Below are 19,729 nucleotides of genomic sequence, written 5' to 3'. Positions count from 1 at the left end.
CTTGATGTGATTGTCGATTTGCGTGTTGTTCATGAATGGCTGGCGCGCTCGCGCGGTTCCTGCTCGCACCAGGCTTGTGCCAGCAGGTCGATGACCTCGTCGTCCGTGGTCTGGTCGAACTGGCGGTACCACTGGCTGACGGCGCGAAACGGGTGCGGGCGGACCAGGCAAATAAGTTCGTCGACCTCAGCGGCGAGAACGGCGCAGGTGTCGGCGGCGCCCACGGGGACCGCCGCCAGCAGGCGGGCAGGAGCCTGGGCGCGGGCGAGCGCAATAGCGGCGCGCATGCTTGAACCGGTAGCCAGGCCGTCGTCGACGAGGATGACGGTGCGCGCCGCCAACGGAGGGGCAGGGCGACCGCCCCGGTAGCGGCGCTCCCGGCGGTCGATTTCAGCGAGCTCGCGGGTGCACATTTCCTCAAGCATGGCAGGTGTGATGCCGGCATGCTGCAGCACGCCACGCTGCACGACGCGCACGCCGCCACTGGCGACCGCGCCGATTGCGAACTCTTCCTGGCCGGGCATGCCCAGCTTGCGCACCAGCAGGATGTCAAGCGCCAGCCCAAGCGCATGAGCGACCGCGAAACCGACCGGCACGCCGCCGCGCGGCAGCGCCAGCACGATGGCGCCAGGATCGATTGCGTGCTCATGCAGGGCAAGCGAAAGCTGCTTGCCCGCGTGTGCGCGGTCCCGGAACGGTTTGATCATGGCCATGCTTCTTTGACAGCGGGCCTGCACACCGGTTGCATCGACAATGATAAAAAGGCCCGCCGGGCAGAAATGCCGAGCGGGCCTGGTGTCAACGGGGCGGCAATTACTGGATGGTGATGCGGGTTGCCGCGCTACCTTGCTTCTTGGGCAGCGTGAGAGTCAGAATGCCGTTTTCCATGCGCGCTTGGGTGCCGGCCTCATCGACCTCCACGGGCAGCATGAAGGTGCGCACGAACTTGCTCGCGCCGCGCTCTGTATACAACACGTTTTCGCCTTCACGCTGCTCCTGCTCGCGCCTGGACTCGCCTTCGATCGTGACGCGCTGGTGCTCGATGGCGACCTTCACGTCTTCCTTTTTCACGCCTGGCAATTCGGCCTGCACTTCAAAGGACCGGTCGGTCTCGCTGACGTTCAGGCGTGCACTGACCGTTCCTTCGGCGGGCCACTGCCCGAGTGCGCCACCGTGCGCGAATGGCGCCAGCATTTCTTCGAACATATTCTCGACCAGTTGCCCAAACCGGTCGTCTAGCGCGCGCGGCCGATAGCCGGCCATTGCCGACGGGGTACGCCGGATAATGTTGTTCATCATGACCTCCTTTCGTAAGCGTATGGACAGGAACATGGGGAGAGTGCACGGCAAGTGCACGGGGGGCGCAGGGGAATACTGGCTCCCGCAGCATCGTTATAAGTCGCGGCAGGCCCGGTTTCAAGGGCCATCGCGCAAGGTGGCGAGCATAATGGCGCGTCTTTGAGCGAGCGCAAACCACACGCGTAGGCGCCGATATAACTGGCTTGCGCGCTGTCGAACTTGCGGGAGGAAAAAGCCATGAGTGAAACCCTGTTGTGGTCCTGGTGGCTGTTGGGCTTGCGCGGCATGATCGCCGTGCTGTTCGGCATTGCGGCCATCGTATGGCCCGCGATCACGCTGATCACCCTGGCGGCGCTATTTGCCGCCTTTGCGCTGTTGGCCGGCGCTGTCTGGGTCTTCGGCGCCGTCCAGCACCGCAAGGCCGACCGGCGCTGGTGCGTCATGCTGCTGCTGGGTGCCTTCAGCGTGGGCGCCGGCATCATCGCCGCGCTGCATCCGGGCGTGACAACGGTGGCGCTGATCTTGCTGATGGGCGCCAACGCACTGGTCAGCGGCACGCTTGACATCGTTGTCGCTGTACGTGTGCGCAAGTTCATGAAGGGCGAACTGCTGCTGATATTAAGCGGCATCGCCTCCATCCTGTTCGGCATGGTCGTGCTGCTGTTTCCCACCGGTGCCGGCGCGCTGGCGCTGGCGTGGTTGACCGGTTTCTATGCCATCGTGACGGGCGCATTGCTGCTTGCACTGGCGCTGCAGGTGCGCGCGTGGTTGCGCCTCAACGGCGGGCGCAGCAGTGGGCCGGCGGGGGCGGTGTAGGGCATGGCGCTTGGCCGCCTCCGCGGACTTGCTTCAGCCTAACTGAGCGCTGTGAAATGCCAGATGGTCTTCCATGAACGTCGAGATGAAATAGTAACCGTGGTCATAGTCCGCGTGGCGACGCAGCTCCAGCTTTTGCCCGGCCTTGCGGCAAGCCGCTTCAAACCTGTCCGGGTGCAATTGCTCGGCCAGGAACTTGTCGCCCAAGCCCTGGTCAATCAAGATACCCTGGGGGAAGGGCGCCTGCATGCTGGCCATTAGTTCGCTGGCGTCGTACTGGCGCCACGCGGCGTGGTCTCCGCCCAAATAGTTGCTGAAAGCTTTCTCGCCCCATGGACAGTGCATGGGCGCGGCAATCGGCGCAAACGCCGACACCGAGCGAAATAGGTCGGGCCGGCGCAGCGCCAGCACCAACGCGCCGTGCCCGCCCATCGAGTGGCCAAACACGCCGATGCGCGCGGCATCGGCGTTCAGCTCGGCCACGACCAGCGCGTGCAGCTCCGTGATGTAGCTGTCCATGCGGTAGTGGCGGCCCCACGGTTGCTCGGTGGCGTCAAGGTAAAACCCAGCGCCGGCGCCAAAGTCCCACGCTGCCGTTTCGCCTTCGATGCCAGCGCCGCGCGGGCTGGTGTCGGGCGCGATCAGCATCAAGCCTTTGCGCGCGGCCACGCGCTGGGCGCCGGCCTTGGTCATAAAGGTTTCTTCGTTGCAGGTCAGGCCGGCCAGGTAAAACAGCGCCGGCAATGCACCGGGACCTGTTGAAGGCGGGATGAACACCGAAAAACGCATCGGCAGCCCGATCGCGCTTGATGCGTGGCGATAAAAGCGCTGGACACCGCCAAAGCAGGCGTGTTCACTGATCAGTTCGAGCATAGATGTTCCAGGCATGGTTTTCTCAGAGATCAAGCGTCCCGACAAGGACAATGCACCAGTATGCCTTTTTGCCCGACCCCTTGCCAGCCCCGGCCTGCTCAGTGGGCGCGGCCGAGGTTACGGTCGACCACTTGCTCGACCTCGGCAAAGTCGTTTCCGGTGGCCTTGAGCTGATTGGCGATGAGCGTATAACGGGCGCGAATTTCCAGTTCGCGCGGCGTCTGCTCGCCGGGCAGGCGGGTGGCGTCCGGCACTGCGCTCGCCGCTTCCATGGACAACAGGTGCGTATTGCTGGCCCAAGCTCCCAGGCGCACGCCTGCGTAGAGCATCTTGGCCTGCAGCTGCGAACAACCGCCTGCAAGGCAAGCAAAGTAAAACATGGCGTCGGATTCGGCGCGCAGCACGCCTTCGCGGCCGACGGCGGCGTCATGCACGAGCGCTGCGCGCCGGTAGTTGCCGGTGTACGGGCTACCCACGGACGACCATAGCGTGCGCGGAATGCTGGCGCCATTGATGACGGTGCCGGCCGGAACATCCCAGCGGCGCCCGTCCTGGTCGAGATACCAGAAATCTTCGATCACTTGCATGTCGCGGTCGTCGCCGCGGTCGGACAGCCACATGGTTTTGGGATTACCTGAAAAAGCACCATAGCTCATTATTTTTCTCCAATTGGGTGTTAAACCGATTACACGACTTGCAAGGACAGCAGCGGTACACTCACCGGAGCCATTCCCCGTTTGAACGCGCGCACGGCGCGCAGTTCACGGACGGTAGCATAATTGCCAGCATCGTCACGACCGCGCCAACGGGCGCCGCGCCCATACTGCCAGAGACGCCGCGAAAAATAGTCATGCACCAAATCTCCGCCGGGGTCAGTTCCCCCATTACGACACGGCCTCGACCGTAACCCGGGCTACGGTCGAGGCCGTGTCGTAATGGGGGAACTGACCCCATGTGCAACTAGCCGCCGCCGATGCCGCGCATTACGCGCCCGGTGCCCCCGCATTCGGGACACGGCGCTCCGCCGGCCTGCTTGCCGCTGCCGCTGCACTGGTCGCAAATGTCTTCGGCCGCGCCTGGGGTGCCGGGCGCTGCTTCGTCGCCGGGATTGAGGATGGGATCAGTTGGAATTGCCATGCTAGCCTCGCCGTTGGAGTGGAGTGAACACCTATTCTAGGCGCGCGCGGGGGCGGGTGACGTTCAATTCCAACTAGAAAGGATCGGGACTTATTGCCGCTTCGATAGGAAGCTGACATTGACATTATCATGGTTTGGCGGATACTTCCAGGGCAGCAATCCAGGGCAGCAATCCAGGGCAGCAATGCGGTGCGTGTGGACCGTTACAGTCACGAGCAAGGATCGGCAATGACTCTCAAGCATCAGCAAGACAGCGGCGGCGCTCCTCGCGAGCGCGCCGACTACACGCGCCAGGACATGCGCCGGCGCACCATCGTCAATCAGGCGATCTCCATGCAGGAAAGCAGCAATACCGTGTCCGCCATCGAATATCTGAAGGCAAACGATATCGACGCGGTTGTGATTGCGCGCGTCTTGCTCGAACCGATGCAGCGCAGCGCTGAAAGTTATCATTGAGTTGCGCACGTGTGGCTAACGCAACAACATTATCTGCAACGAAATTGTCACATGCGTCCCTGCGCCGCGTCGGATCGCACCGGCGTGCGGCAGTGCTGCGCATGCGCGCCGCCGCGCACACGGTGTTGTTAAAGCAGCATTGATTTGCGCGGGGTTGAGCCGCCTGCCCAGGCCTGGTTATGCACAAAAGGGTCTTGTAGGAAATGTCCTAATATTTTTTCGGCCGTTCAAGCTTGACTTTGCAAGTCATTGATTTTAAACGCATAAAATTTTGCCTTTTGAACGGGCATTTTGTTGAAACCCGCATCGTTGCAGGCTTGCGCGCTGTCAAGGGGCGGTTATCCACAAAGTTATCCACAGCGATTGTGGATATCTGAAAAAGCCCTTAAGAAACGGCTACTTAGCGTTGAAAAGCTAATCGACTGGCAAGTTTCCGCTTACCACCGCGGGGCACCCCCGGCGCACAAGCCAGTACGCATTCTTTATTATCCTTGCTTTTGACTACTGTGTAAATGTACAGTTGTATTCTTTCTTGCCCGATTGCCCGCCATGCCCACCGCTTCCGTCGACGCCGCCCCGCTCGATCCCTTCGCCAGCCTCAATGATGCGCAGCGCGCCGCTGTCGAGCACGACATCGGCGCCGCCGACGGTACCGCGCGGCCCTTGCTGGTGATCGCGGGCGCCGGCTCGGGCAAAACCAGTACGCTGGCGCACCGGGTGGCGCGCCTGATCCTGAGCGGCGCCGATCCCCAGCGCATCTTGCTGCTGACGTTTTCGCGTCGCGCCGCCACCGAAATGACCAATCGCGCCGGCAGCGTGCTGCAGCGCGTCTTCGCGCTCGGCGCCGGCCAGGCGCCCACGCGTTTGCCGTGGGCCGGCACCTTCCACAGCATTGGCGCGCGCCTGCTGCGCGACTATGCCGGGCGCATTGGCCTGGACGACGCGTTTACCATTCACGATCGCGGCGACTCGGAAGACTTGATGGGCATGGTGCGCCACGAGATCGGCCTGACCACAACCCAGAAGCGCTTCCCCCTGAAAGGCACATGCCTGTCGATCTATTCGCGCGCGGTCAACAGTCAGGAACCACTGGCCCTGGTGTTGCAGAGTACTTTCCCGTGGTGTAGCGAATGGGAGCCAGAGCTGAAAAACCTGTTCGGCGCCTATGTCGACGCCAAGCAAGAGCAAAACGTGCTCGACTATGACGACCTGCTGCTGTTCTGGGCCGAGATGGCCGCCGATCCCGAGCTCGGTCCGGAGATCGGCGCCCTGTTCGACCATGTGCTGGTGGACGAATACCAGGACACCAACCGCTTGCAGGCGGCCATTTTGGTGGGCATGAAGCCGGGCGGGCAGGGGGTGATGGTGGTGGGCGACGACGCCCAGTCGATTTATTCCTTCCGCGGCGCCACGGTGCGTAACATACTCGACTTCCCCAAGCAGTTCGCGCAGCCGGCGCGCATCGTCACGCTCGAGCGCAACTACCGCTCCACGCAGCCAATCCTGGACGCGTCAAACGCGCTGATCGCCGCCGCCCTCGAGCGCCACGCCAAGACCTTGTGGACCGACAAGACCTCCACGGTGCGCCCGCAACTGGTGCTGATCCCCGACGAAGCCGAGCAGGCGCGCTGGGTCTGCAACCGGATCCTGGAACAACGCGAAGCGGGCATGGCGCTGACGCAGCAGGCGGTCTTGTTTCGCGCGGCCAGCCACAGCGCCGCACTGGAACTGGAACTGATGCGCCGTAACGTTCCCTTCGTCAAGTTCGGCGGCCTCAAGTTCCTGGAAGCATCGCACATCAAGGATGTGCTGGCGGTGTTGCGCTTTGCCCAGAATCCCAGCGGGCGCATGGCGGGTTTTCGCGTGGTGCAATTGATTCCCGGCATAGGTGCGGCGACGGCCACGCGCTTGCTCGATGCGGTCGGCGAGGCGCCCGAGCCGGTGCGCGCGGTCGAAGATTTTGCCGCGCCATCCAAAAGCAGCGGCGACTGGCTGCCTTTCGTGGCGCTCTACAAAGCGTTGCGCGCACCCGGACTGCGCTGGCCGGCCGACATCGAATTGGTCAAGAACTGGTATCTGCCGCACCTGGAGCGCTTGCATGACGACGCCACGGTGCGCTGCGCCGACGTGGAACAGTTGGCGCGCCTGGCGTCCGGCTATGGTTCGCGCGAAATTTTTTTGGCCGAAATTACGCTCGACCCACCCGAGGCGACCAGCGACCGCGCCGGAGTGCCGCACCTGGACGAAGACTATGTGATCCTGTCGACCATCCATTCGTCCAAAGGGCAGGAATGGAAGTCGGTGCACGTGCTCAATGTCGTCGATGGCTGCATTCCGTCAGACATGAGCACCGGCAATGCCGACGATATCGAAGAAGAACGGCGCCTGTTATATGTCGCCATGACGCGTGCCAAGGAACAATTGCATCTGGTGGTGCCGAACCGCTTTTTCATCAAGCAGCAGGCGCAGATGGGCGACCGCCACGTGTACGCGGCGCGCACCCGCTTCATCACGCCGCTGATGCTCAAGCACTACGAAGAGTGCGTGTGGGCGACGGCGGACACTGCCGTGGTCAAGAAGCCGGTGCCCGACAGCGTGCGCATGCTGGTGCGCGAACGCTCGCGCAGCACCTGGAAGTGAGCGCAGCGCATTACTACCACACTAGTACCGGGCGCTGGTACCGCTCGCTAGTGCCGCTCACTCATCGCCGTCTCTAAGACCGCTCAATAATACCGCTCGATAATGCCGCTCCCTAATGCCGCTCAAGCACCGAGCCGACCACCACATACTGGCGCGGTGTGCCGGCCTCGTCGCGAAACGCCAGTGCCGCACAGCGCAGCGTCAGCGCCGCGCCGTCGCGGTCGGTGGCGCCGACGTCGCCGGCCCAGCCCGATTCGCGCGCGAGGGCGTCGACAATCGCGCTGGCCATCGGTTCGGGGAAGGGCGCGGGATGCAACGCATGCAGGTCGCGCCCCAGCAGCCGGGCGCGTTCGAGGCCGGCCAGGCGGCAGGCAAACGCGTTCGCTTCCAGGATGCGGCCGTGGGCGTCGAGCGTGAGCACCAGCGCGTGCTGGTCCAGTAGCGTCTGCAGCCGGCGCGCCTTGGCCAGTTCGGCGCCCAGGGCGTCGCGTTCGGCTTGCGCCGCCTTGAGCGTGGCATAGGCGCGCAGCGACGCCACAACCGTGGTGAACAGCTTGCGCGTGGTCAGATCGGCCTTGCACCAGAAATCGTTGATGTCATAGTCGACAATGATGCTGTGTTCCAGCGCCTGTCCCGGCTGGCCGGTGCGCAGCACAATGCGTACCAGGTCGTTGCGCAGTTCTTCGCGCACGCGGCGCGCCAGGCGCAAGCCCGCGTCCGGGGTTTCCATAATCACGTCGAGCAGTATCAGGGCGATATCGGGCATGGCGCGCAGCACCGCCAGCGCCTCGGCGCCACTGTAGGCATGCAAAAAGCTCAGGCGCCGGCCCTGGAAGTTGGTGTTGCTTAGGGCGAACTTGGTGACCACGTGCACATCCACGTCATCATCGACAATCAAAATGCGCCAGGGCGCCTCGTCCTGCGCTTCGGGCGCTTGAGGCCCGGCGGCGTCCCTGGCGTCGTCGTCGTGCAGGACCGGCAGGGCGCCGGCGGCGGCGGCGTCGGCGTCAGGAAGGATGGAAGGCATAGGCTCACACTATGACAGTGCGGCTTTTTTGTCAAAGAAAATACCGTGCATCCGGTGCGCCCGGTCGGTAGCCCGGTCGGTAGCCCGGTCGGTAGCCCGGTCGGTAGCCGCCAAAGTATTGCGGGGGACGCCACGCGCGGGCGCTCCCCCTGACTTCAGGAACTTTGTCGCCGCCGCGACGGTCTACTCTGATTCCCCGCCCGGTCGTTCTGCGCCTGGCGAGCATCGACGACCGACTCAACGCGCTCATGGCTGATATCGCGACCGGCAAAGGATTCTGGCGTGGGCTTCTCAAACCGCGCCACATGCTGCAAATCCTGGTGTGGCCCTGTTTTTGCGCTGTTCTCGCCGGCCTGCTGTGGGCCGGCATGTTCTCTCAGCTCGAGAACGACCGGCGCCGTCTGGAGCACACCTTGCTCGGCCAGACTGCCGCCCTGGCCCGCGCCGTCGCCAAGGGAATTTCGCTGTCGGTCAGCCACGTCGACGAACTGAGCGCAGCGCTACAGACACACTGGGAGCGCACCAGCCACCCCGGCGACGACGCGCTCTTTCACGACGCCGAATTTGCGCGCGCATGGCTCAGCTTTGTCGGCGTTGCCAATCGCAGTGGCCAGGTGGTCAGCAGCATGCAGGGCGCAGGGGCGCTGCCAAACCTGGCCGCCGACGAGTATTTTCGCTTGCACGCGCAGAACCGCTCGCGCGCGCTGCATGTCTGTACCCATTGCAGCGCCCAAGATCGCGGCGACGCCATCATCTTCAGTCGCCGGCTGGACGCGCCCGACGGCGCCTTCAATGGCGTGGTGATGCTCAACGTAAAGCCGTCCTACCTGACCAGTTTTTACGACCGGGCCAGTTTCGGCAACAGCGGCTACCTTGGCATTCGTGGCGTCCACGGCGAACTGTACGCGGCCAGCCTTGGCGGGCGCGAGGTGCACCAGCCACTGTTGCGCGTCGGCCCCACGCTGGCCGAACCGTCCGGGGCGCGCCTGGTTGACCATAGCGACCGGCCCCGTTCGGACCAGCCTCGGCTGGTGGCCTGGCAGCAGATTGGCAACTTTCCACTGTTCGTCGTGGTCGGCCTGTCTGTCGAAGAGTCTCTCGCCCCGTACCGCAGCGTGGCCGTCAATTACACGCGCGGCGCTCGGGCTGCCACTTGGTTTCTTGCCATATTCGCGCTGTGCGGGGCGCTGGCGTCGTTCACGCTGGTGCGCCGCAAGCATCAAGCCCAGGAAATTCGCGACGCGTACCGCTTGGCCACCGAAGGGGCCAACGAGGGCTTTTTCTTCCTGCGCGCCGTATACGGCCGGGATGGCACGATCGTCGATTTTCTCATCGAAGACTGCAACCGGACCGGCGCTGCGCTGGGCGGCGTCGCGCGCGAGCAACTGCTCGGCATGCGCCTGTCCGCCTTGCCCTCGGTCAGTGACTTCATGATCGCCGCCGAAATGCCTTCCCAGATCGCCACCGGGCGCCGGGCCATGCAGGAAGGCCTGGTGCAAGATGAATGGGCCGCTGCGCCATCGAGTTCTTTCCGGGGCATGTGGCTGCACCGCAAAATCATGCGCGTGGGCAGTGGGCTGGCGGTGACGCTGCGCGATATTTCGTCGGCCAAGGCGCATGAAAAAAACTTGCTTGCCATGGCCCACGAAGATGCACTGACCAAGCTGCCCAACCGTCACTGGCTGATGGCTTTCCTGCCGTTGGCGCTGGCGCGCGCCCGGCAGGAGCACCACCAGCTGGCCGTTTTTTTCATCGATATCGACAATTTCAAGCAAGTCAACGACATGCTGGGCCACGGCGCCGGCGACGCATTGCTGCATGTTGCCGCCATGCGCCTGAAGGCCGAGCTGCGGCCCGGCGATAGCTTGGCGCGCTTGGGGGGCGACGAATTTACCGTGGTCCTCGAGCAGATCGGCGACGCCGGCGACGCCCGGCTGGTGGCGCAGCGCATCGTCGAGGCGCTGCGCCGTCCGATCGAGATCGGCACTGGCACGGCCGTGGTCGGCAGTTCGATCGGCATTAGCCTGTATCCCGGCGACGGCGAGGACGTCGATACCTTGCTGCGGCACGCCGATATCGCCATGTACGCGGCCAAGGCCGCGGGCAAGGGGCGCTATTGCTTTTTTGAACACGAGCAATATCAGTCGATCCTGGAGCGCGTCGAAACCCAGAGCGCGCTCGAAACGGCGGTGCGCAACGACCAGTTCGTAATGTATTACCAGCCGCGTCTATCCAGCATCAGCGGCAAGATTTGCGGCATGGAAGCGCTGGTACGCTGGCAGCATCCAGTGCGCGGCTTGCTCCCACCCAAGGAATTCATCGCGCTGGCCGAGGCGAGCGGGCTGATCGTGACTCTGGGGAAATTGGTCATGGAAATGGTCTGCGCGCAGATCGAACAATGGGTGCAGATGAAGTTGCCGCTGGTGCCGGTGTCGTTCAATGTGTCCGCGTTTGAATTTAACAATGGCGACGTGCGCGGCCAGCTCGCGCTATGCATCGAGCGCCACCACATTCACCCGCAGGAAGTGGAAATTGAACTGACCGAGTCGACGCTGGTCGACGACAAAGGCGACGCCGTCAATGCGCTGGCGGCAATCCGCAAGATGGGCGTCAAATGCCTGGTGGACGACTTCGGCACCGGTTTTTCATCGCTGTCGCAACTGCAACGGCTCGATACCGACATTCTCAAGATCGACCAATCTTTCACGGCTCAGCTGGGCCGCACCAAGAAGGCGGAAACGTTTTTCCGCGCCATCGTCTCGATGGCCGACGCGCTCGACATGGGGGTGGTGGCCGAAGGCGTAGAAACCATCGAGCAGCTACACTTGCTGCAATTGTTGGGGTGCAAAGAAGTGCAGGGCTATTATATGTGCCCACCCGTGCCGGGGCCGGTCATGGCAGGCTTGCTGGCCAAGCGCTTCATGATGACGCGCGAAGGGGTGCTGCTGTAAATGCCGCGCGCATCGGCGGCGCCCGGCACTACACCAGGCTGGCCTGGCGCGCGGCCGTTCCGCCCAGGCGCGTGAATTCCTGGAGGAACGCGCGCTTGGCCTCGCCCGGGCTCATGGGAACGATGCGCTGCGGCAGCGCACCGATACCATCCAGGTAAGCCCAGCGTTCTACCGAATGGGGCATCAGGTCGCGCTTTTCGGTGGCCAGTGCGATCAGGTCGGCGCGCTTGATGGGGGCATAATCGGAAAAATCGACATCGAACGCGGCCGCGATGATGGCGCTGACCTGGTCTTCGATCGCGGCAAACGCGGGCAGCAGCACCTTGAGCGGCTTGACCATGTCGCCGAGATACGCTTCGGCCGCGTCATGCAGCAAGGCCGCCAGGCGCAGGTCGGTCGGCACCAGCGAGGCAACGACGAGGCTGTGCTGGGCGACGGAATAAAACTCGTGCGTTTGCCCGTTAAAACGACATTGGTACGCCAGGCCGTGGGCAATATCTTCAATGCACACATGATCGATGCGCGGCACCAGCGGATAAAAACGGTTACCCAAGTACGTGGAAACATAGGGCGTGGTGATCATTTCACTGGGGCAGGAGTCGGACATGGTGTACTCTTTCACTGTATAGGCATACAGTATAATTCAAAACCATCGATTCGCACGGGCGAGCGTATAAAATAGCGCATTTCGCCTCAAGATAGCGCCGTGAACGCATCCGACCATCCCAGTTGCCACATCCTTCCCGCCCGCGTCGGCCTGGCGCGCGGGACCGGACTTGTCGATGCTTGGCAGTTGGCAGCCTTGCTCGGGCAATTGCCCGCGTCCGTTCTGCTGGAAGTGGGCTGCGGCCAGTTTGGGCAGTTTACGGGCGCGCATATTCCCGGCGCCGCCTACCTGGACACCAGCGAACTGGAACACGCACCCTTGTTCAACCGGATCGACGACGCCGCCTTGCTCGCGCTGCTGCTGCGTTGCGGCATCGATTGCGGCACGACCGTCATTTTGTACGGCCGCAACACGCTGGCCGCCGCCCGCGCCGCGCACCTGATGCTGTACGCGGGCGTGACCGACGTGCGCTTGCTCGACGGCGGCTTTGCCCACTGGTGCGCGGCCGGCATGCCCTGCGCCGGCGGATCCGGGCGCGCGTTCACCCCGGTGCACGCATTTGGCGCCGCCTTGCCCCTGTGCCCGCAATTCATGACCAGCCTGGACGACGCCCGCAGCAACAGCGGCGCCCTGGTCAGCGTGCGCACCCGGAGCGAATACTCGGGCGCCAGTTCCGGCTACAGCTACATCGCCGCCCGCGGCGACATCGCCGGCGCGCGCTGGGGCCGGGCAGGGCGCGAGGGCGACGTCAACAGCATGAGCGAATACCAGCACGGCGACGCGCGCATGCGACTGGCCGCCGTCATCGAACGCATGTGGGATGGCGCCGGCATCGTTCGCGGCCAGCCCGCCATCTTTTATTGCGGCACCGGCTGGCGCGCCTCGCTCGCCTTCTTTTATGCCTGGCTGATGGGCTGGGAGCAGATCAGCGTGTACGACGGCGGCTGGTTCGAATGGAGTCTCGATCCCGCCAATCCGGTTATCGTGCGCATCAACGACGCCGTCGCGGCCTGACGTGCCACACTGAGGTGCTGCACTGGCTTGCCGCAGTTTGCGTTTGCGCCAGCGTCGGGGCAAAAAACTTGAACGGAACCGCGTTTTTGGGCCACAATCGGCGCATGGTCCACAGGAAGTGCAGAGGGTGACGGCTGTGAAAAAAACGCAATGCGCGATGGAATGCGACGTGCTGGTGGTCGGCGGGGGCATCAACGGCGCCGGCATCGCGCGCGACGCCGCCGGGCGCGGCCTGTCCGTCATCCTGTGTGAAAAGGACGACCTGGGCGCGCACACTTCGTCAGCCTCGAGCAAGCTGATTCACGGTGGCTTGCGCTATCTCGAACACTACGCATTCGCGCTGGTGCGCAAGGCGCTGATCGAACGCGAAGTACTGCTGCGCAGCGCGCCCCACATCATGTGGCCGCTGCGGTTCGTGATGCCGCATGACCGCGGCCAGCGTCCCGCATGGATGATCCGCGTCGGCCTGTACTTGTACGACAGCCTGGCGCGCCGCGAATTTTTGCCCGGTTCGCAGGCGCTGGCGCTGCGCTCGCACGTCGCCGGGCGTCCCCTCAAGCGCGCCTTTACGCGCGGCTTTGCCTATTCGGACGGCTGGGTCGACGACGCGCGCCTGGTGGTGCTGGCCGCGATCGACGCCCACGAGCGCGGCGCGCGCGTGCTGACCCGCACCCTGTGCGGCGACCTGCGGCGCGAGGGCGGTCACTGGCGCGCCACCCTCACGCAGGAAAGCGGCGCCACCATCGACGTGAGCGCGCGCTGCCTGGTCAACGCGGCGGGACCTTGGGCCGGGCAACTGGCCGGCGTGCCGCACGCGCGCGCGCTGCGCCTGATCAAGGGCAGCCACATCGTGGTGCCGCGCCTGTTCGAGCATCCCTACGCCTACATCTTTCAGCACCCGGACGGGCGCATCGTGTTTGCGATTCCCTATGAAGGCAAGTTCACGCTGATCGGCACCACCGATCTCGATTTCAAAGGTGACCTGGACCAGGTGGCCATCAGCGACGCGGAAGTGGCGTATTTATGCGCGCTGTCGAATCGCTATTTCGAGCGTCCCATCAGCCCCGCCGACGTGGTGTGGAGCTACGCCGGCGTACGCCCGATCGTGCAAGACGGCGAAAGCGAGGCCGCCGCGGCCACGCGCGACTTCCGGCTCGAACACAATACCGATGGCGCACCGCTGCTCACCGTCTTGGGTGGCAAGCTCACGACCTTTCGCAAGCTGGCCGAGGAGGCGGTGGACTGGATCGGCCCCGTGCTGGGCAACGCCAGCCCAGGCTGGACGGCCAAGGCGTGCCTGCCGGGGGGCGACCTGTTCGGCGAAAAACCTTCCAAGCGCGGCGTGCTCGAATTCGACCAGTGGTTAAGCGGCGTGCAGCGCACTTACCCGTGGCTGCCGGCGCCACTGGCGGCGCGCTACGGTCGCGCCTACGGCACGCGGGTGCAAACCATGCTGGCCGGCTGCACTACGCTGGCCGACCTTGGCCGGGAAATCGTGCCTGGCCTGTTTGCCGTGGAAGCGAACTACCTGATCAAATACGAGTGGGCGTGCTGCGCTGCCGACATCCTGTGGCGCCGTTCCAAGCTCGGGCTGCACCTGGATGGTGACAGCGCCGCTGCGCTGGACGCCTGGATCGCCGAGCGCTAGCGCTTTAAGGCCGTGCTGGCGCTCAGGGTCGCGCGCTGGCCACAATATGAAAGCGCAGCGCCATCGCGTCTTGCACCACCATGGCCCCGCCCATGACCGACATGGGCGTGATGCCAAAGTCGCTCTGCAGCAGGCGCAGCTCGCCGCTGGCGCTGACCGTGGTCTTGGACTGGGTCAGCGTGACCGGCACATCGACCGTGCGCGCCACGCCGTGCAGCGTGACGGTCAGGCGCAGCAGCTTGTCGTTGCCGCGCACGCGCTCGGCGTGCAGCAGCACCAGCGGATAACGCTGCGCTTCCAGAACACGCGTGAGCATGTTCGCCCGCGTGCCTTCGATCGCGTCAAGCGATGGCTGGGTGTCCAGGCCCGCCTCGGTGCGCAAGGCGCTTTCGTCCACCGTCATCTGGTCCAGCCGGAAGTGGAAGTCGGCGCGCCCGGCGTCGGGTGCCACGAAGCCGGCCACGCTGCGGCTGGCGACGACGTGGTCGTGGCCAAAGCGCGCCAGTGCGCCGCCGCGCCGGACGGTGACGGTGATGAGCGACTGCGCCGCGTCAATCTGGTAGATTTTTTTGCCGCTGCGCGCCGCCTGCTGATACCAGGCGGCGCCCGTTTCCACCGAGGCGAACGCCGGCGCCGGCGGCGCCTCGATGGCGCACGCGGCGAGCAGCAAGGGCAGCAAACAATACAATGCAGGGCGTAGAATCGGTTTCATCCGCGCCATTGTGGCACGGCGACAGAAATGGCGGCGCTGTCCTGCGCAAGCTTGGTCCCGCCCAGGATCTGGAATGCCATCCATAGCGCCACCATGCTGTACAACAGGCGCGGCAGCCACGTCATCATCTCGCGCTGGATCTGCGCCAGCGCTACGCTCTCGGCATCGGCATGGCGCTGCAGCATCGCGGCCAGCGTGCCGCTTTCCTCACCAAGGTGGACCATGGCATGCAGCTGCGCCTTGTCGACCAGGCGCAGGGCCGCCACGGCCGACGACAGGGGCGCGCCCGACTGCACGGCCGGCAGCAGTGCATGCAGGTCGCGGCGCACCAGCTGGTTGTCGACCGTGGCCACGGCCACCGGCAGCGCCTCGAACAGCGACAGTCCGGCCTGCAGCAGCAGCGCCAGGCTCTCGACAAAGTCGCGCGTATTGCGGCGCAGGTGGACTTTGCCGACTATGGGCAGTGCGAGCAGCAGGCGTTCGAGCGTGGCGCGCCCGACGCCCGGCTCGCCGCTGGCAAACCAGGCGCTGGTGCGCATGACAAGCATGCCGGCCGTGGCCAGCAAGACCAGCGGCAGCAGCGCCTTGGCCAGGTAAAGCGCCGGCTTGAGTGCACCGGAAAACAGTTGGGGCAGCGGCTGCACGAACAGCGCGATGGCCAGCACGGCGCCCGGCAGCATCAGGCGCGAGCGCAGCGCGCGCTGTTGGGCGGCAGCGCCGGCCAGGCTGCGCGCGAGGCGTTCGTAGGTGGTTTGCGCGGTGCCGGCGGCAAAGGCGGCGCGCAGCAAGCGTGTTTCAAATAGCGTAAACAAACCGCTGCGCGACCCGGCGCCCGGCACGTCCACGCCGCGCCCGCACAGGTCGCGAAACGCCTCGACCCGCCCGCGCAGGGAAGGCCCCAAATCGAGCAGCGCATGGGCGCGCTCGGCCGGCATACCCGCTTTTTCCATGGCCCCCAGGTGCTGGAACAGCAGGGCGCGAACGGGCAAGGAAAGCGGTGGAAAGCGTCTCATGACATCGATTGTGGCACAGGCCAGGCAAGCCGGCCAAAATCGGCTAAGATTGCATTTCGCTCCTGCACCCAACTGCAAAGGAATGCCATGATCGACCTGTATTCAGCGGCCACACCGAACGGCCACAAAATTTCGATTGCGCTGGAAGAATTGGCGCTGCCGTACCAGCTGCACACGCTCGACCTGCTCCAGGGTACCCAGAAGGAGCCCTGGTTCCTGGCGCTGAACCCGAACGGGCGCATTCCCGCCATCGTCGACCGCGCCGAGGACAATTTCGCGGTCTTCGAATCGGGCGCCATCCTGGTCTACCTGGCCGAAAAGACCGGCCGCCTGATGCCGCCCGACGCCAAGGGCCGCTCGCAGGTGCTGCAGTGGCTGATGTTCCAGATGGGTGGCGTGGGCCCGATGATGGGACAGGCCAACGTGTTCTATCGCTATTTTCCGGAAAAAATCCAGAGTGCCATCGACCGCTACCAGGGCGAGAGCCGGCGCCTGTTTGGCGTTCTTGACGCGCGCTTGCAAGAGCACGAATACCTGGCGGGCGACTATTCAATCGCCGACATCGCCAACTGGGCCTGGGTGCGCACCCATAAATGGTCGGGCGTCTCGCTTGACGGCTTGCCCAGCCTGCAGCGCTGGGTCGATGCGATCCGGGCCCGCCCGGCGGTGCAAAAAGGGATTTTGATGCCGGCCTCTGAACGCGACCTCGAAAAAGCTGAAGGCGAGGCCGCTAGGGAATTTTCCGAAAAGGCGCGCAGCATGCTTGAAACGGGCCAGTCGGCCAAACGATAACAATAACGATAACAGGAGAACCGCATGAAGCTTTACGTCAGCAACTACGCACCGAACCCGCGTCGAGTGGCGATGTTCATCGCCGAAAAAGGCATTCCCGGCATCGTGAGCATTCACGTCGATCTGGCCGCCAATGAACACAAGAGCGACAGCTTCCGCGCCAAAAATCCGATGGCGCGCACGCCCGCGCTGGAGCTCGACGACGGGCGCGTACTGTCCGAGTCGCGCGCGATCTGCGGTTATCTGGAAGGGCTCTATCCGCAGCCTAACCTGATGGGCGAAAGCTTCGAGGAGCGCGCTTTTATCGAGATGGCCGACCGCCGGGCGGAGCTCAATCTGCTGCTCGGCATTGCCAACTGCGTGCGCCATACGCACCCGGCGCTGGCCCACCTGGAGCAGCCGCAGTTTGCCGACTTTGGCGTTTCGCAAGGCGACAAGATGCGCGAGAATGCGCGCTGGCTCGACGCGCAGCTGGTCACGCAGCCGTATATTGCGGGCGAACGCTTTACCGTGGCCGATATCACGGCGTTTTGCGCACTGGAGTTCGGGCGCGGACTCATGAAGTTCAAGCCGGGCGCCGAAGGCTTGCACCATTTGCAGGCGTGGCGCGACCGGATTGCCGAGCGGCCTTCCGCGTTGGTGAAGTAGGCCGTATTCCTGGCCGCGCATTGGTGGCCGCGCATTTGTGGCCGCTTAGTGGCCGCTTAGTGGCCGCTTAGTGGCGGCCTACTGTTGGAAACATCGCGTGCCGCCGGTCTCTCAAGTGCTAGTGGGACCTTGCAGATTGTGGTGCGCCTGCAGCAGCGCGAGCATGCCGTCGGCCTGCAAGGGAGCGCTGAGTAGTTCGCCCTGGTACTGGTCGCAGCCGAGCGCGGTGAGTACGCTCAGCTGGTCTGCCCGGTGCACGCCCTTGGCCAGCACGCGCATGCCGAGCGCGCGGCCAAGGTGGGTGATCGCGGCCAGCATGTCGGCGCCGCCGTCAGCGCCGCTCTGGGCCATGAACGCGGCATCGATCTTGAGCAGGTCGAGCGAGAGGTTGCGCAAGGTGGCCAGCGAGGTGCCGGCGCTGCCGAAATTGTCGACGGCCAGGCGCACGCCGGCGTCCTTGAGCTCGCGCAGCACCGGTCCGACGTCGCCCGCGCCCACCAGCAAGGATTCGGGGATGGACAATTCCAGCCAGTCCGGGTCCAGCGCGCACGTGCGCAGATGGGCCAGCACGCGCGCCGCCAGCTCGGCGCACAAGGCCGGCGCGGCCAGTTCGACCGAGATCGACAGCCCGGCCAGATTCAGCCCGGCCGCATGCCATTGCCCGAACTTGGCGCAGGCAGCGCCAATGCTCCATTCGCAGACCTGGGCGAGCAATTCGCGCTCGGTGATAAAAGGCAGGAATACGCCTGCGGCGAGCAGGCCGTGCTGCGGGTGGCGCCAGTGCAGCAGCGCTTCCACGCCGCACAGGGCGCCGTCTGGCAGGCAGGCGCGCGGCTGGTAGTGCAGTTCGAGTTCGGCGCCGGCCAGCGCCAGCTGCAGTTCGCTGACCCAGCGCGCGCGCTCGATTTCGCGGGCGTTGAGCTCCTCGCGGAAAAACTCGATGCTGCCGCGCCGGTTCTGCTTGGCGTGGTACATCGCGGTGTCGGCGTTTTTCATCAGCTGCGCGGCATTGCCCGCGTCTTGCGGGTACAGGCCGATGCCGATGCTGGTCGAGGTGTGCACGCGGTGGCCGTTGATGTCGAACGGGTGGTGGTGGGCCTGTTCGATCTTGCGCGCCACGCGCGCCGCATTGGTGGCCGCGCCGGCGCCGGCCAGCAGCACCACGAATTCGTCGCCGCCCAGGCGCGCCACCACGTCCGAGACGCGCACCGCTGCCAGCAGGCGCGCGGCCACCTGGCGCAGCAGTTCGTCGCCCACTTCGTGGCCCAGCGTGTCGTTGATCGACTTGAACTTGTCCAGGTCCAGGAACAGCAGGGCAAACTCGCTCTTGCCGCGGTCGGCGGTGGCCACTGCATGCTCGAGCTGCTGGATCAGCGAGCGCCGGTTGACCAGGTTGGTGAGCGGATCGCGGATCGACAGCGCGTGGGCGCGTTCTTCGGCCGTCTTGCGCACGGCGACTTCCTGCTGCAGCTCGCCATTGATGCGTTCGAGGTCTTGCAAGCGCTGCACGCGCAGATCCTGGTTCAGGCGCGACAGTTCGTCGGTCTTGGCCTGCAGTTCCAGGTTGCGCTTGGTCAGTTCGACGAACACCGCCACCTTGGTCTGCAGCACCTGCGCAATCACCGGCGTAAACAGATAGTCGGCCGCGCCCTTGCGGTAGCCCTCGAGGCGGTGCATCTCGTCGGCATGATGGGCGGTGATGAAAATGATGGGCACCGTACTGGAGCGTTCGCGCGAATGGATCGCGTCGGCGGTCTCGAAGCCGTCCATGCCCGGCATGTTCACGTCGAGCAAGATGACGGCAAATTCATGCTTGAGGACCTGGCGCAGCGCTTCCTGCCCCGAGGTTGCCGTGATCAACGCGTACTGGCTGGCTTCGGCCGCAGCCAGCAGCACGCTCTCGAGCGCCATCAGGCTCGCGGCATCGTCATTGACCAGAAGGACTTTGGGAATATGCACGGCGGATGGGATCGCTGAAGTTGGGTTGCGGATCACAATGTTACATCACGATGGCAAGCACCGACGCGCATTTCAGCTTCCATGCGGTAATAAATAGTGCATTTTGGAAAAACTGCGTGCAAGATGGTTGGCGAAAC

General features: G+C 64.5%; 18 protein-coding genes. 8 read left to right on the top strand and 10 right to left on the bottom strand.

The window, feature by feature from the left end:
- Positions 1–29: 29 nt before the first annotated feature.
- Positions 30–707 (bottom strand): phosphoribosyltransferase, encoded by a 678-nt coding sequence (locus ACP7D4_RS04415; RefSeq protein ID WP_426101246.1) that lies wholly within the window; start codon positions 705–707, stop codon positions 30–32.
- Positions 708–813: 106 nt separating this feature from the next.
- A complete protein-coding gene (locus tag ACP7D4_RS04410; RefSeq protein WP_426207891.1) occupies positions 814–1,296 on the bottom strand; it encodes an Hsp20/alpha crystallin family protein in 483 nt (160 codons plus the stop codon).
- A 240-nt stretch (positions 1,297–1,536) separates the two neighbouring features.
- Between ACP7D4_RS04410 and ACP7D4_RS04405 the strand changes: the two genes are divergently transcribed.
- The gene (locus tag ACP7D4_RS04405) at positions 1,537–2,115 is read left to right on the top strand and encodes an HdeD family acid-resistance protein (protein WP_426207890.1); all 579 of its coding nucleotides are present in this window, start codon (positions 1,537–1,539) and stop codon (positions 2,113–2,115) included.
- Positions 2,116–2,148: 33 nt separating this feature from the next.
- Here ACP7D4_RS04405 and fghA read toward each other — a convergent pair whose 3' ends face one another.
- The 3 genes from fghA to ACP7D4_RS04390 all read right to left on the bottom strand — a co-directional run bounded on the left by fghA (position 2,149) and on the right by ACP7D4_RS04390 (position 4,125).
- Positions 2,149–2,988, bottom strand: coding sequence for an S-formylglutathione hydrolase (gene fghA / locus ACP7D4_RS04400; RefSeq protein WP_426101406.1), 840 nt, complete (start codon positions 2,986–2,988; stop codon positions 2,149–2,151).
- Positions 2,989–3,086: 98 nt separating this feature from the next.
- A complete protein-coding gene (locus tag ACP7D4_RS04395) occupies positions 3,087–3,644 on the bottom strand; it encodes a DUF1353 domain-containing protein (RefSeq protein ID WP_426207889.1) in 558 nt (185 codons plus the stop codon).
- A 304-nt stretch (positions 3,645–3,948) separates the two neighbouring features.
- On the bottom strand, positions 3,949–4,125 hold the full coding sequence (locus tag ACP7D4_RS04390; RefSeq protein WP_426101238.1) for a hypothetical protein: 177 nt from the start codon (positions 4,123–4,125) through the stop codon (positions 3,949–3,951).
- Between the two features lie 228 nt (positions 4,126–4,353).
- On the opposite strand from ACP7D4_RS04390, the gene ACP7D4_RS04385 reads away from it, so the two are divergent.
- Both ACP7D4_RS04385 and ACP7D4_RS04380 read left to right on the top strand, forming a co-directional pair.
- The gene (locus ACP7D4_RS04385) at positions 4,354–4,581 is read left to right on the top strand and encodes a hypothetical protein (protein WP_426207888.1); all 228 of its coding nucleotides are present in this window, start codon (positions 4,354–4,356) and stop codon (positions 4,579–4,581) included.
- 549 nt (positions 4,582–5,130) lie between these two features.
- Positions 5,131–7,221, top strand: a complete 2,091-nt coding sequence (locus ACP7D4_RS04380; protein WP_426101234.1) for an ATP-dependent helicase — start codon at positions 5,131–5,133, stop codon at positions 7,219–7,221.
- A gap of 112 nt (positions 7,222–7,333) precedes the next feature.
- On the opposite strand, the gene ACP7D4_RS04375 is transcribed toward ACP7D4_RS04380, so the two are convergent.
- The gene (locus ACP7D4_RS04375) at positions 7,334–8,248 is read right to left on the bottom strand and encodes a PAS domain-containing protein (protein ID WP_426207887.1); all 915 of its coding nucleotides are present in this window, start codon (positions 8,246–8,248) and stop codon (positions 7,334–7,336) included.
- A 305-nt stretch (positions 8,249–8,553) separates the two neighbouring features.
- Between ACP7D4_RS04375 and ACP7D4_RS04370 the strand changes: the two genes are divergently transcribed.
- Positions 8,554–11,199 (top strand): bifunctional diguanylate cyclase/phosphodiesterase, encoded by a 2,646-nt coding sequence (locus ACP7D4_RS04370; protein WP_426207886.1) that lies wholly within the window; start codon positions 8,554–8,556, stop codon positions 11,197–11,199.
- Between the two features lie 28 nt (positions 11,200–11,227).
- On the opposite strand, the gene ACP7D4_RS04365 is transcribed toward ACP7D4_RS04370, so the two are convergent.
- Positions 11,228–11,806, bottom strand: coding sequence for a phosphohydrolase (locus ACP7D4_RS04365; RefSeq protein ID WP_426101227.1), 579 nt, complete (start codon positions 11,804–11,806; stop codon positions 11,228–11,230).
- 99 nt (positions 11,807–11,905) lie between these two features.
- Between ACP7D4_RS04365 and ACP7D4_RS04360 the strand changes: the two genes are divergently transcribed.
- Together ACP7D4_RS04360 and glpD are read left to right on the top strand one after the other, a co-directional pair.
- Positions 11,906–12,820: a sulfurtransferase gene (locus tag ACP7D4_RS04360; protein WP_426207885.1), complete on the top strand. Its 915-nt coding sequence runs from the start codon at positions 11,906–11,908 to the stop codon at positions 12,818–12,820.
- 157 nt (positions 12,821–12,977) lie between these two features.
- Complete coding sequence (gene glpD / locus ACP7D4_RS04355) at positions 12,978–14,468, top strand: glycerol-3-phosphate dehydrogenase (protein ID WP_426207934.1); 1,491 nt, start codon at positions 12,978–12,980, stop codon at positions 14,466–14,468.
- Positions 14,469–14,490: 22 nt separating this feature from the next.
- On the opposite strand, the gene ACP7D4_RS04350 is transcribed toward glpD, so the two are convergent.
- Together ACP7D4_RS04350 and ACP7D4_RS04345 are read right to left on the bottom strand one after the other, a co-directional pair.
- Positions 14,491–15,180: a YceI family protein gene (locus ACP7D4_RS04350; protein WP_426101223.1), complete on the bottom strand. Its 690-nt coding sequence runs from the start codon at positions 15,178–15,180 to the stop codon at positions 14,491–14,493.
- Positions 15,177–16,193 carry a type II secretion system F family protein gene (locus tag ACP7D4_RS04345; RefSeq protein WP_426207884.1) on the bottom strand — a complete coding sequence of 339 codons (1,017 nt, stop codon included), beginning with the start codon at positions 16,191–16,193 and terminating at the stop codon, positions 15,177–15,179. Before ACP7D4_RS04345 ends, ACP7D4_RS04350 begins: the two co-directional genes overlap by 4 nt.
- Before the next feature lie 87 nt (positions 16,194–16,280).
- Here ACP7D4_RS04345 and ACP7D4_RS04340 point away from each other — a divergent pair, with 87 nt between their 5' ends.
- Complete coding sequence (locus tag ACP7D4_RS04340; protein ID WP_426207883.1) at positions 16,281–16,985, top strand: glutathione S-transferase family protein; 705 nt, start codon at positions 16,281–16,283, stop codon at positions 16,983–16,985.
- 24 nt (positions 16,986–17,009) lie between these two features.
- The gene (locus ACP7D4_RS04335; RefSeq protein WP_426207882.1) at positions 17,010–17,633 is read left to right on the top strand and encodes a glutathione S-transferase family protein; all 624 of its coding nucleotides are present in this window, start codon (positions 17,010–17,012) and stop codon (positions 17,631–17,633) included.
- Positions 17,634–17,744: 111 nt separating this feature from the next.
- Here ACP7D4_RS04335 and ACP7D4_RS04330 read toward each other — a convergent pair whose 3' ends face one another.
- A complete protein-coding gene (locus ACP7D4_RS04330) occupies positions 17,745–19,592 on the bottom strand; it encodes a putative bifunctional diguanylate cyclase/phosphodiesterase (RefSeq protein ID WP_426207881.1) in 1,848 nt (615 codons plus the stop codon).
- Positions 19,593–19,729: the final 137 nt, after the last annotated feature.

It is taken from the genome of Massilia sp. TWP1-3-3, from assembly GCF_049897805.1.
Taxonomy (GTDB): Bacteria; Pseudomonadota; Gammaproteobacteria; order Burkholderiales; family Burkholderiaceae_D; genus Telluria_A.
Note: the sequence above shows the minus strand (reverse complement) of the source record. Positions and strands in the feature narration are given on the sequence as shown.

Coding starts and splice junctions, on each gene's coding strand:
- ACP7D4_RS04340 (WP_426207883.1), top strand. CDS start 16,281: ATGATCGACCTGTATTCAGCGGCCACACCGAACGGCCACAAAATTTCG.
- ACP7D4_RS04390 (WP_426101238.1), bottom strand. CDS start 4,125: ATGGCAATTCCAACTGATCCCATCCTCAATCCCGGCGACGAAGCAGCG.
- ACP7D4_RS04365 (WP_426101227.1), bottom strand. CDS start 11,806: ATGTCCGACTCCTGCCCCAGTGAAATGATCACCACGCCCTATGTTTCC.
- ACP7D4_RS04415 (WP_426101246.1), bottom strand. CDS start 707: ATGATCAAACCGTTCCGGGACCGCGCACACGCGGGCAAGCAGCTTTCG.
- ACP7D4_RS04375 (WP_426207887.1), bottom strand. CDS start 8,248: ATGCCTTCCATCCTTCCTGACGCCGACGCCGCCGCCGCCGGCGCCCTG.
- ACP7D4_RS04370 (WP_426207886.1), top strand. CDS start 8,554: ATGCTGCAAATCCTGGTGTGGCCCTGTTTTTGCGCTGTTCTCGCCGGC.
- ACP7D4_RS04385 (WP_426207888.1), top strand. CDS start 4,354: ATGACTCTCAAGCATCAGCAAGACAGCGGCGGCGCTCCTCGCGAGCGC.
- ACP7D4_RS04345 (WP_426207884.1), bottom strand. CDS start 16,193: ATGAGACGCTTTCCACCGCTTTCCTTGCCCGTTCGCGCCCTGCTGTTC.
- ACP7D4_RS04380 (WP_426101234.1), top strand. CDS start 5,131: ATGCCCACCGCTTCCGTCGACGCCGCCCCGCTCGATCCCTTCGCCAGC.
- ACP7D4_RS04410 (WP_426207891.1), bottom strand. CDS start 1,296: ATGAACAACATTATCCGGCGTACCCCGTCGGCAATGGCCGGCTATCGG.
- fghA (WP_426101406.1), bottom strand. CDS start 2,988: ATGCTCGAACTGATCAGTGAACACGCCTGCTTTGGCGGTGTCCAGCGC.
- ACP7D4_RS04395 (WP_426207889.1), bottom strand. CDS start 3,644: ATGAGCTATGGTGCTTTTTCAGGTAATCCCAAAACCATGTGGCTGTCC.
- glpD (WP_426207934.1), top strand. CDS start 12,978: ATGGAATGCGACGTGCTGGTGGTCGGCGGGGGCATCAACGGCGCCGGC.
- ACP7D4_RS04335 (WP_426207882.1), top strand. CDS start 17,010: ATGAAGCTTTACGTCAGCAACTACGCACCGAACCCGCGTCGAGTGGCG.
- ACP7D4_RS04350 (WP_426101223.1), bottom strand. CDS start 15,180: ATGAAACCGATTCTACGCCCTGCATTGTATTGTTTGCTGCCCTTGCTG.
- ACP7D4_RS04405 (WP_426207890.1), top strand. CDS start 1,537: ATGAGTGAAACCCTGTTGTGGTCCTGGTGGCTGTTGGGCTTGCGCGGC.